A 9,911-nucleotide genomic window follows, 5' to 3' on the forward strand; every position below is an offset into this window, starting at 1 on the left:
TTGAAAAAATTATTTTTAGTTATCGGATCGCCGGGGAGCGGGAAAACAACGGATGCAGAAGTGATTAGTAAGAATAATCCTAAAGAAATGGTGCATTATTCCACAGGAGAGCTTTTAAGGGCAGAGGTTGCAAGTGGGAGCGAGAAAGGAAAGCTTATTGAAGACTTTACGAGTAAAGGGAATCTTGTGCCTTTAGAGATTGTGGTAGAAACCATTGTAGAGGCTATTGCAAATGCACCTAAAGATATTGTGCTAATTGATGGATACCCTAGAAGTGTGGAGCAGATGATAGAGCTTGACAAGATTTTAAGGGATAAGGATATGATTGAGCTTGCAAGTGTGATTGAAGTAGAGGTGAGTGAAAAGACAGCTTGTGATAGGGTTTTAGGACGCGCAAGGGGTGCGGATGATAATGTTGAGGTTTTTAAAAACAGAATGCGAGTGTATTTAGAGCCGCTCAAGGAGATTCAAGACTTTTATGCTAAAAAGGGTGTTTTGCATAAGATTAATGGCGAGAGAAGTATTCAAGAGATTGTAGCGGATATGGAATCTTATATCAAAAGTAAAATATAAAGGAGAAAAAATGGATTTAAGTAAAATCGAAGTTGGAATCAATCCAGATAAGCTTAATGTCGTGATTGAGATTCCTTATGGATCCAATATCAAATATGAAATCGATAAAGAGAGTGGAGCGGTGGTTGTCGATAGGGTAATGTATAGTGCGATGTTTTATCCTGCTAATTATGGCTTTGTGCCAAATACCCTAAGTGATGATGGAGATCCTGCAGATGTGCTTGTGCTAAATGAGTATCCGCTTCAAGCAGGAAGCGTGATTAAGGCTAGACTTATTGGCGTTTTGATTATGGAGGATGAAAGTGGTTTAGATGAGAAGCTTCTTGCTGTGCCTATTTCTAAGATTGATCCAAGATATGAGAAGATTCAAGGTTTGGAGGACTTGCCAAAAATCACTTTAGATAGAATCAAAAACTTTTTTGAAACCTATAAAATGTTAGAACCTAACAAATGGGTTAAGGTTAAGGAATATCAAGATTTGCAAAGCGCAAAAGAGATTTTACAAAGAGCAATTGCCAATTATAAATAATGCGATAGTTTCAAGAAGTAATCCTAGAAATGAGAATTTTACAAAACTAGTGCGGAATCTTTTTGTTTTTTGTAGAAGTTGTGTAGAATGATACAAATTTAGTTTTAAGGATAGTGTATGAAAACAAAATTACTAATGGCAGCTTTAGTGGCAGCCTTTGCTTTTGTGGGTTGTGGAGGAGATAATCAAGGAAGCAATCAAGGGGATAATCGCAGTGCTAAGAGTGTAGATTCTAAACAGGTCTATGAAGTGAAGTTTTCTCACGTAGTAAATGTCAATACCCCCAAAGGTAAAGCCGCAGATTTCTTTGCTAAAAGGGTGGAAGAGCTAAGTGAGGGGAGAATCAAAGTATATGTGTTCCCCTCTGCGCAATTAGTCGATGATGATAAGATTTTTCAAGAATTAAAACGTAATAATATCCAAATGGCAGCTCCAAGCTTTTCTAAATTTACGCCTTTTGCCAAAGAGTTTAACTTTTGGGATATTCCTTTTTTGTTTAAAGATACAGAACATTTGCATAAGGTTATGGATGGGGAAGTAGGCGAAGCTCTTAAGGAAGTGATTGCTAAAAAAGGCTATGTCGCACTTGATTATTGGGATACAGGGTTTAAGCATTTTAGTAGTAATAAAAAGCCAATCGTTCTGCCAAGTGATGCAGAGGGGCAAAAAATGAGGATTATGAGTTCTAAGGTTATCGAAGAGCAAACCAAAGCCATTAAGGCTATTCCGCAAGTTTTGCCCTTTGGGGAAGTGTATTCGGCTTTGCAAACCGGGGTTGTGGATGCCGCTGAAAATCCTCTTGCTAATTTTTATAACTCAAAATTCTATGAAGTACAAAATTCTCTGACTATTTCTAATCACGGCTATTTAGGCTCTTTAGTTGTGGCGAGTGAAAAGTTTTGGCAAGAGTTGCCACAGGATTTACAAGAAGTTGTCAAAAAGGCAATCAATGAAGCGACGATTCTTAATCGAGAAGAAGCCCAAAAAGACGAAAAAATCTTGTTTGAAAAGCTCAAAAGTAATAATACAGTCAAAACTCAAATTTTTGAGCTAACCAAAGAGCAAAGACAGCAATGGCAAGAGGTAATGATTGCGATTTATCCCAAATTTTATGATTTAGTGGATAAAGACTTGATTGAAAAAACTTTAAAGATTCAATGAAAGTAGTTTTTTAAAAATGCTATTGTTTTTGCAAAAGATTTTTCTTTGGATTCACCATAATCCAAAGATTGGGGGATTTTTTAAAAGCCTTGATAGAATCATTGCAGGGATTAACAAAAGTGTCGCTGTTTTTGGTTTGGCATTTGGCATTGTTATTGTGGCTTTAAATGTGAGTGTGCGATATATCGCTGGATTTTATCCGGATATTGGCTCACTCACTTGGGCAGAAGAAGTGGCTAGGTATTGCTTTTTGTGGTCAGCATTTTTTGGATCCGCTTATGGCTTTAGAAAAGGAGTGCATATCTCTGTTACAACGCTTATTGAGAAGTTTCCTCCTTATTTGGCTAAAACTTGTGTAATCTTTTCGCATTTATTGTCTTGTGTATTTTTGTTTTTTATGTTTTATGCGAGTTTGATGGTGTGTGTTTTAAATTATGAGATTGGATATATGAGTGAAGCCTTGCATAATGTCCCTTTGTGGGTGTTTTTGCTCTGTCTCCCCATCGCATTTTTGGGGGCGACTTATCGCAGTAGCGAAAAGGTGTATGAAGTCTCTTGGATGGAAGCCCATAAAGTCGTGAAAAATGCCGAAAAAGAGATGATACACGATAGTGTGATTAAAGATTAATATGAGTATTGCTTTTTTATTTCTTAGTTTATTGCTATTGTTGCTACTTGGTGTTCCTGTTGCTATTTGCTTGGGTGTGAGTGCGGTCGTTACGATGGTGCTTTTTAGCTCTTATGATATTTTGGGCGTGCCAGAGATTATGTTTAATGGACTAAAGCCTACATTTATTGCGATTCCTATGTTTATTTTGGCGGGTTCTTTGATGAGTAAGGGAAGTTCCGCACAAAGAATCGTGGATTTTGCAAAAAGCATTGTAGGGCATTTGCCCGGTGGGCTTCCTATGAGTGCGATTTTGGCTTGTATTATCTTTGCTGCTGTTAGTGGAAGCTCTCCTGCGACGGTTGTTGCTATTGGCTCGGTGATGTTTGTTGCCCTAAAAGAAGCGGGGTATCCTAAGAGTTATTCGATTGGTGCTATTACTTCAGCGGGGAGTTTGGGGATACTTATTCCGCCTTCTGTGGTGATGATTGTTTATGGAGTTACTGCGGAAGTTTCTATTGAGAGGCTTTTTATGGCAGGGGTTATTCCCGGATTAATGGTGGGTGCTATGATGATGCTTTATGCCTATTTTGGTGCTAGAAGGCTTGGGTTTAAGGCAACTAGCCCTGCAAGCCTAAAGGAGCGATGGGAGAAGTTTAAAAATGCCTTTTGGGCGTTGCTTATTATTGTGGTGATTATTGGAGGAATCTACGCAGGGATTTTTACCGCCACAGAGGCAGCGGGGATTAGCGTGGTGTATGCTTTTATTATTTCGGTGTTTGTTTATAAAGATATTAAGATAAAAGATCTTTATTCGGTGTTTCTTGATGCGGCTATTACGACCTCTATGATATTTTTAATCATTGGATTTGCGGTTGTTTTTGCGCATTTTTTAACGAGCGAACGCATTCCTCATATGATTGCAGAATATTTACTAAGTATCCATATGAGCTGGTGGATATTTTTGATTTTTGTCAATGTTATTTTGTTTGTTATGGGGCAGTTTATGGAGCCTAGTTCGGTGATTTTGATTATGACTCCTTTGCTTTTACCCATTGCGGTGCAATTAGGCATTGATCCTATTCACTTTGGGGTTGTAATGGTTGTAAATATGGAGCTTGGTATGCTAACGCCTCCTGTTGGGTTAAATCTGTTTGTGGCGAGTTCTCTAAGCGGGTCTAATCTAAAAGATGTAACATTGTCGGTGATTCCTTGGTTATGCGTTTTGTTGCTTGGATTGGGGCTTATCACTTATATACCAGCAATCTCTCTTTGGTTGCCAAATTTAATAGGATAATTATGGAAGAATCTCTCCTTGTTTTTTTTGATAAAGCACCTTTTGTGATTAGCTTTTTAGCGGGAATTTTGACTTTTGTTAGTCCTTGCATTTTGCCTTTAGTGCCTATTTATCTCTCTTATATCTCTAATCGCTCTTTAGAGGAGCTAAAAGATAATGAAGGATTGTCTTTTCAAGAGAGATTAGGGATTTTAAGGAGTGCTTTATTTTTTGTTTGTGGAATGGCAATTGTGTTTATTTTGCTTGGTGCAGTTGCGGCTAGAATCCTATCAGGAGGGATTTTACTAAGCCCTTATGTGGCTTATGTCGCTGGAGGAATTTTGATACTTTTTGGATTGCATATTACAAGAATCTTTCCAATTCCTTTTTTGAATTATCAAAAAAGCTTTTTCCAAAAAGAGATAAAAATTTTATTTTTGAAAGACTTTTTCGCACCTTTTTTATTGGGAGTTAGCTTTTCTTTGGGTTGGACTCCTTGTGTGGGTCCGATTTTGGCAGGAATCATTTCTTTAGCAAGTTTAGAGAGCGATAGAGGAATGTTTTTGATGAGTATTTATACATTAGGACTTGCGATTCCCTTTTTGCTTAGTGCAGTGTTGCTAGGCTATATCTTTGGGTATTTTCATAGAATCAAAGCCTATTTTAGGTGGATTGAATGGATTTGTGGTGGATTGTTGATATTGATTGGAATCTTAGTAGCAAGCGGGCAAATGGCTTTTGTTTCTGCTTATCTTATGGAGAGATTCTAGGTGATGGTGTTAAAGGATTTTGTGGAGCTAAACACTCAAGAGCAAAACCTAGTTTATCGTTGGCGAACGCATAAAAATATAGCAAAATTTATGAAATCCCAAGTGTTTTCTTGGGAGGAGCATTTGAAGTTTTTAGAATCTTTAAAAGAGGATTTCAGCAAAAGATATTTTTTAGTCTTTCAAGACAATACAGCCATAGGCGTGATTGATTTTGTGGATATTTGCGAGGAATCTTGTGAGTTTGGAATGTATCAAAGCCCTGATTTAAAGGGGTTTGGAGGGCTTTTAATGCAAACTTTACTAGACTATGCTTTTCAAACTTTAGAGGTTAAACATCTCTATGCTAGAGCATTAAGTATCAATACCAAAGCCATTAGCCTTTATTTGCGTTATGGCTTTAATTTTAGCAAAAAGGATGAAGCAATGAGTTATTTTGTGTTATCAAGCGGGGGGGGGGGCAAATAATGACTTAGTTGCAAAAATATATGCAATCCATAAAATAAAATATTCTCATAATGTAGAATCTTTGGCTATAAATTTTTTCCCCATAAATTTCACCCTTATAAATTTCTCTTGCATAATATTTTTACCCATAATGTTTTTCTCTACAATATTTTCTCGGTTTTCTCGCACTCTGCAAGTTTTAAAAATGCAAATCTTTAGTTCTTTTTGCAAAGGGGTGATATGCAAAGTGAGCTAAAAATCGCAATCCTTACCTCTCCTAATCAATGGTTTATCCCTTATGCTAAAGAGCTACAAAGACAGATTCCCCAATGTGATTTGTATTTTTCTTGTGAGGATTTTAAGCACTCTTATACCCTAGTGTTTATTCTCTCTTACCACCAAATCCTCTCTAGTGAGTTTTTAAAACAACATCAACATAATCTTGTGATTCACGCTTCAAACCTCCCTAAGGGTAAGGGTTGGTCTCCCTTGTTTTGGCAGGTTTTAGAGGGAAGTCAGGAGATTGTCTTTAGTCTTTTTAGAGCTGATACAAGCGTTGATAGTGGGGATATTTATTTGCAAAAGACTTTGTTTTTAAATGGGCTAGAGCTTTATGAGGAGTTGCGTCAGAAACAGGCTAAGATGTGCCAGAGTATGTGTTTGGAGTTTTTGGATAAATATCCTGCCTTAGAGCCACGAATGCAAAGAGGGGAGGAGAGTTTCTATCCTAAAAGAACCCCCAAAGATAGTGAGCTAGATATTACAAAAAGCCTAGAATCGCAATTTAATCTTTTAAGGATTGTTAGCAATGAGGAATTTCCTGCATTTTTTTATAAAGAGGGCAAGAAGTTTATCCTAAAAATTTATCCTGATTTTACGACATCTAGTGGGGGGGGGGGGATTAATGGAGTAATTAATAATAGAGTAATTAATACCATTTGCTTGGAGCTTGAAAACTATATTGATTTAAAAGAATGTGAGCAGAAAGAGATTTTAAAATACCGCAATGATAGGCGTGTGAAATCACAGCTTTATAACCAGCATACTATTTCGCTTAAGGAGCATTTTGCCTTTTTAGAATCTTTAAAGCTTGATTGCAAAAGGCAATATTTTATTCTTAGATTCTGTTCCCAAATAATTGGAAGTATTAATTTTAATCTTAAGGGTTATGGGGAGGTGGAGTTTGGATTCTTTGTTAATCCAAACCTCAATATTAGCGGGATTGGGAGGGTATTAGAGCAGATTGGTTTGTTTTATACTTTTAATGTTTTGGGTGCAAAAAAATTATGTTTGGAGGTGTTTTGTAGCAATAAAGCAGTGATTAATCTGCATAAAAAATTTGGGTTTTTGGTGAATGCTACAAAATTTGTTAAGGGCAAAGAAGTGCTAGAGATGTCTTTGCAGAGATAGAGGAATATAGGATTAATATGGCAAGATTAATCTTAAAGTTGGAATTATTTTTTGCTTATTTGGGCTTTGGATTCTGTTTTATAAAGCCAAATAAAAACTTCAACGACTGCTTGGTAGAGTTCAGGTGGAATCTCCTCATCAATCTCTAAATCTATAAGAGAATCTACCAAAGCCTTGCTTTGAAAGAGCGGAATATCGTATTCTTTGGCTTTGTCAATGATTCTTTGTGCAAGTAGCCCCTCTCCTTTGGCTAAAACCTTAGGTGCTTTGTGTTTGTTTTGCTCATAAGCTAGAGCGACAGCCTTTTGTGTAAATTTCATTTGTGTAGATTTCATTAATAGCTTCCTAAAATGGTATCGACTTGCTCCCAAGTGAGAGAGGAGGAGTTTTTACGCTTTAAGAAATGGTGTAGGATTCTAGCGAATATATCAGTTTCGATATTGACACGAGTGCCTATTTGGTAGGTTTTAAAAAGTGTGGTTTGGAGAGTGTGGGGAATGAGTGTTAGCCGAATAGAATCTTTAAAAACTTCATTAATGGTGAGGCTAATGCCATTAATTCCAATGCTTCCTTTAGGGATGCAGAGTTCTAAGATTTCTGCGTTGGTGCGGATAAAAAAATCGGTGCCGATTTTGTGAGGGATGATTTTTATAATCTCTCCAATGCTATCAATATGCCCTTGTAAGATATGCCCATCTAATCTATCTGATAAGGTCATTGCAGGTTCGATATGGACAAGGTTTTGGTAGGTTTCTAGGGCGAGGTTGGATTGGGATTCTTCGCTTAATTCTAAAACAAAACCCTTATTAAACACTTCAATCACGGTTAAACAAGCACCATTGACAGCAATGCTATCTCCGATTTTGGGCTGGTGTTTAGCCTCAAGTCTTAAGCAGTTGTTTTGGAATCCTTTAACACATCCAAACTCTCTTACTAGACCTGTAAACATTGATTTCCTTTAAGTAAAAAATGATTAAAATTTTATCACAAAAACCTACAAGGAATAGCAATGATGCAGCTTTGCGATACACATTGTCATTTAGATAGTTCCCGATATGATGAAGATTTTGAGGCAGTGCTTAAACGCTCTTTGGGGGCGGGAATCACACGTTTTGTGATTCCAGCGGCTCATCCTGATGATTTAAAAAAGGCTCAAAGTTTATCGCACCAGTATGAGGGAGTGTATTTTGCCACAGGGATTCACCCTAGTTATGCACATCTTTATGACAAAGACTTTATTCAAGGCTTTGTTGATGATGAGAAATGTGTAGCTATTGGCGAGTGTGGATTGGATTATTATCGTGTGGAAGAATCTCTGCAAGAGATGGGGTTAGAGAGTTTTGAAGCTTTGAAAGAGTTACAAAAAAAGGTTTTTATCGCTCAAATTCAATTAGCCATTGAAGTTCAAAAACCTCTTATCGTGCATATTAGGGACGCTTCTTTGGATTCTTTAGAGATTTTATTGACTTATGCTAAAGTATTAAAAGGAGGAGTTTTGCACTGCTTTAATGCAGATTTCCAGCTTCTAAGCTTGGCAAAATATGGTTTTTATTATGGTATTGGTGGGGTTTTGACTTTTAAAAACGCTAGAAAATTAGTAGAAGTATTGCCAAAGATTCCTCTGCAGTCTTTGCTCTTAGAAACAGATGCTCCCTATCTTACTCCTCATCCTCATAGGGGGGAGAGGAATGAGCCTTCTTACATCCCTTTAGTTTTAGAAAAAATGAGTGAGATTTTGGCGATCCCTAAAGAGAGGCTTGTAGAACAAATCAATCATAACACGCAAAATCTCTTTGGGGAGAGCTTTAAAATCGCCTAATATTTTTTGCATTCTTTAAACATTTCTTCAAAGATTTGTTGGGATTTTCGGATAAGTGCTTTGTCCTTTGAGATAAATAGGGTTTCGTAATTGGTTTCAAACGCACTTTTAGACCAATTCGCAGAGCCAATAACTAAGGCTTTGTTGTCGCTAATTGCCATTTTCATATGCATTAGACCTTTGTATTTGTTATTTGAGGAAGGTTTGCCCTCTAGCAAGCAGGTTTGTATGTTTTTAAGCTTTGCTAAATAGCCAATAGTGGATTTATTGGGGTCTGAATTGGAGCTTTTATCATAGATGATACGCACTTTTACACCCCTTTTGGCGACATCACGAATAGCTTTAGCGATTTCTCTATTAGTAAAGCTATAAATAGCGATATTTAAGTTGCTTTGAGTGCTATTGATAACCTTGATGAGTTCCTTGAGGGCGATTTCTTGATCCTTTGGCATAAAATAGAGATTTTGGGCATTAAGGGCAAAAGAGAGGGGTAGCAAAAAAAGCAATAAAACTTTTTTGAACATTGTAAATTCCTTGTAAAACTTAAGATATAACTTGTTAAAATTTTAACATATTCTAAAAACCTTTAAGAAGTTCTATGGAGTGGAGTGTTCAATGAAAGTATATTTAATCAATAAGAACCCTATTATTGCAAAACTTGTTGCATTAAGTGTCGCAAAAGCAAATTTTGAATTAATAGAGAGTCAAGGCATAGATGTAGCTTTGGAAGCTGAAATTGTATTTATTGATGATGAATGTTATGATAGTGGGCTTATTGATACTTATAAGCAAAATTTTCCAAATGCCAAGATTAGTTTATTGTATGCTAAGAATAGTGAGAAGGTTGCAGGTTTTGATGAATATATCCAAAAGCCATTTTTGCCTACAGATTTGTTTGATATTTTAGTAAAGATTTCTGGTATAACGCCCGATGATTTTAAACAACCTTTTGGGGGTATTCGTGGGGAATCTGCAGAATTGGATTTGAGTGAGGATATACACGAGTTAGAGAGTTTGCAGATTTTAGATAAGGATGATGTTGATGAGGTTAAAGGGCTTTTTAATCAAAAAGATAGCGAAGATGATGATTTAGATGTAGCGGATTTGGAACTTGATAATAATTTAGAAAACTCCTCTGAAGAAACAGATGATTTAGATTTAAATATTCCTGAAGAAAATTTAGATGATGACTTAGGATTAGATACCTTAGCACAAGATGATAATACAGGCGATTTAGAAGAAGCAGAAGATAAAGATTCGTTAGATATTCCCAAAGAAAATGATATTGAGGAAAATAGCATTGAAGAGGATATAAAAGAGGA

13 protein-coding genes are annotated in these 9,911 nt (G+C 36.5%); 9 read left to right on the plus strand and 4 right to left on the minus strand.

Translation table 11 applies throughout. The features are described 5' to 3' along the window. The 7 genes from C6H18_RS03980 to pseH (C6H18_RS04010) all read left to right on the plus strand — a co-directional run bounded on the left by C6H18_RS03980 (position 1) and on the right by pseH (C6H18_RS04010) (position 5,381). Complete coding sequence (locus C6H18_RS03980; RefSeq protein ID WP_104721824.1) at positions 1-573, plus strand: adenylate kinase; 573 nt, start codon at positions 1-3, stop codon at positions 571-573. A 10-nt stretch (positions 574-583) separates the two neighbouring features. Continuing rightward, positions 584-1,102 carry an inorganic diphosphatase gene (gene ppa / locus C6H18_RS03985; protein WP_104721825.1) on the plus strand — a complete coding sequence of 173 codons (519 nt, stop codon included), beginning with the start codon at positions 584-586 and terminating at the stop codon, positions 1,100-1,102. 117 nt (positions 1,103-1,219) lie between these two features. Beyond that, a complete protein-coding gene (locus tag C6H18_RS03990; protein WP_104721826.1) occupies positions 1,220-2,263 on the plus strand; it encodes a DctP family TRAP transporter solute-binding subunit in 1,044 nt (347 codons plus the stop codon). A gap of 16 nt (positions 2,264-2,279) precedes the next feature. Then, positions 2,280-2,891 (plus strand): TRAP transporter small permease, encoded by a 612-nt coding sequence (locus C6H18_RS03995; protein ID WP_104721827.1) that lies wholly within the window; start codon positions 2,280-2,282, stop codon positions 2,889-2,891. 1 nt (position 2,892) lies between these two features. Continuing rightward, on the plus strand, positions 2,893-4,167 hold the full coding sequence (locus tag C6H18_RS04000) for a TRAP transporter large permease (protein ID WP_104721828.1): 1,275 nt from the start codon (positions 2,893-2,895) through the stop codon (positions 4,165-4,167). A gap of 2 nt (positions 4,168-4,169) precedes the next feature. After that, the gene (locus C6H18_RS04005; protein ID WP_104721829.1) at positions 4,170-4,916 is read left to right on the plus strand and encodes a cytochrome c biogenesis CcdA family protein; all 747 of its coding nucleotides are present in this window, start codon (positions 4,170-4,172) and stop codon (positions 4,914-4,916) included. 3 nt (positions 4,917-4,919) lie between these two features. Beyond that, on the plus strand, positions 4,920-5,381 hold the full coding sequence (gene pseH / locus C6H18_RS04010; RefSeq protein ID WP_199770120.1) for a UDP-4-amino-4,6-dideoxy-N-acetyl-beta-L-altrosamine N-acetyltransferase: 462 nt from the start codon (positions 4,920-4,922) through the stop codon (positions 5,379-5,381). 45 nt (positions 5,382-5,426) lie between these two features. On the opposite strand, the gene C6H18_RS09705 is transcribed toward pseH (C6H18_RS04010), so the two are convergent. Further along, positions 5,427-5,549: a hypothetical protein gene (locus C6H18_RS09705; protein WP_267891866.1), complete on the minus strand. Its 123-nt coding sequence runs from the start codon at positions 5,547-5,549 to the stop codon at positions 5,427-5,429. 51 nt (positions 5,550-5,600) lie between these two features. Between C6H18_RS09705 and pseH (C6H18_RS09415) the strand changes: the two genes are divergently transcribed. Continuing rightward, positions 5,601-6,770 carry a UDP-4-amino-4,6-dideoxy-N-acetyl-beta-L-altrosamine N-acetyltransferase gene (pseH, locus tag C6H18_RS09415; protein ID WP_158654866.1) on the plus strand — a complete coding sequence of 390 codons (1,170 nt, stop codon included), beginning with the start codon at positions 5,601-5,603 and terminating at the stop codon, positions 6,768-6,770. Between the two features lie 44 nt (positions 6,771-6,814). On the opposite strand, the gene C6H18_RS04025 is transcribed toward pseH (C6H18_RS09415), so the two are convergent. Both C6H18_RS04025 and ribE read right to left on the minus strand, forming a co-directional pair. Next, positions 6,815-7,105 (minus strand): EscU/YscU/HrcU family type III secretion system export apparatus switch protein, encoded by a 291-nt coding sequence (locus C6H18_RS04025; protein ID WP_233704049.1) that lies wholly within the window; start codon positions 7,103-7,105, stop codon positions 6,815-6,817. Further along, on the minus strand, positions 7,105-7,719 hold the full coding sequence (gene ribE, locus C6H18_RS04030) for a riboflavin synthase (protein WP_104721832.1): 615 nt from the start codon (positions 7,717-7,719) through the stop codon (positions 7,105-7,107). Before ribE ends, C6H18_RS04025 begins: the two co-directional genes overlap by 1 nt. A gap of 63 nt (positions 7,720-7,782) precedes the next feature. Here ribE and C6H18_RS04035 point away from each other — a divergent pair, with 63 nt between their 5' ends. Then, positions 7,783-8,589: a TatD family hydrolase gene (locus C6H18_RS04035; protein ID WP_104721845.1), complete on the plus strand. Its 807-nt coding sequence runs from the start codon at positions 7,783-7,785 to the stop codon at positions 8,587-8,589. On the opposite strand, the gene C6H18_RS04040 is transcribed toward C6H18_RS04035, so the two are convergent. After that, complete coding sequence (locus tag C6H18_RS04040; RefSeq protein WP_104721833.1) at positions 8,586-9,113, minus strand: phospholipase D-like domain-containing protein; 528 nt, start codon at positions 9,111-9,113, stop codon at positions 8,586-8,588. The genes C6H18_RS04035 and C6H18_RS04040 overlap by 4 nt on opposite strands. Between the last annotated feature and the right edge of the window lie 798 nt (positions 9,114-9,911).

This window comes from Helicobacter mesocricetorum (assembly GCF_900198605.1).
GTDB classification, from domain to species: Bacteria; Campylobacterota; Campylobacteria; order Campylobacterales; family Helicobacteraceae; genus Helicobacter_D; species Helicobacter_D mesocricetorum.

Coding starts and splice junctions, on each gene's coding strand:
- ppa (WP_104721825.1), top strand. CDS start 584: ATGGATTTAAGTAAAATCGAAGTTGGAATCAATCCAGATAAGCTTAAT.
- C6H18_RS03990 (WP_104721826.1), top strand. CDS start 1,220: ATGAAAACAAAATTACTAATGGCAGCTTTAGTGGCAGCCTTTGCTTTT.
- C6H18_RS03995 (WP_104721827.1), top strand. CDS start 2,280: ATGCTATTGTTTTTGCAAAAGATTTTTCTTTGGATTCACCATAATCCA.
- C6H18_RS04000 (WP_104721828.1), top strand. CDS start 2,893: ATGAGTATTGCTTTTTTATTTCTTAGTTTATTGCTATTGTTGCTACTT.
- C6H18_RS04005 (WP_104721829.1), top strand. CDS start 4,170: ATGGAAGAATCTCTCCTTGTTTTTTTTGATAAAGCACCTTTTGTGATT.
- pseH (WP_199770120.1), top strand. CDS start 4,920: ATGGTGTTAAAGGATTTTGTGGAGCTAAACACTCAAGAGCAAAACCTA.
- pseH (WP_158654866.1), top strand. CDS start 5,601: ATGCAAAGTGAGCTAAAAATCGCAATCCTTACCTCTCCTAATCAATGG.
- C6H18_RS04025 (WP_233704049.1), bottom strand. CDS start 7,105: ATGAAATCTACACAAATGAAATTTACACAAAAGGCTGTCGCTCTAGCT.
- ribE (WP_104721832.1), bottom strand. CDS start 7,719: ATGTTTACAGGTCTAGTAAGAGAGTTTGGATGTGTTAAAGGATTCCAA.
- C6H18_RS04035 (WP_104721845.1), top strand. CDS start 7,783: ATGCAGCTTTGCGATACACATTGTCATTTAGATAGTTCCCGATATGAT.
- C6H18_RS04040 (WP_104721833.1), bottom strand. CDS start 9,113: ATGTTCAAAAAAGTTTTATTGCTTTTTTTGCTACCCCTCTCTTTTGCC.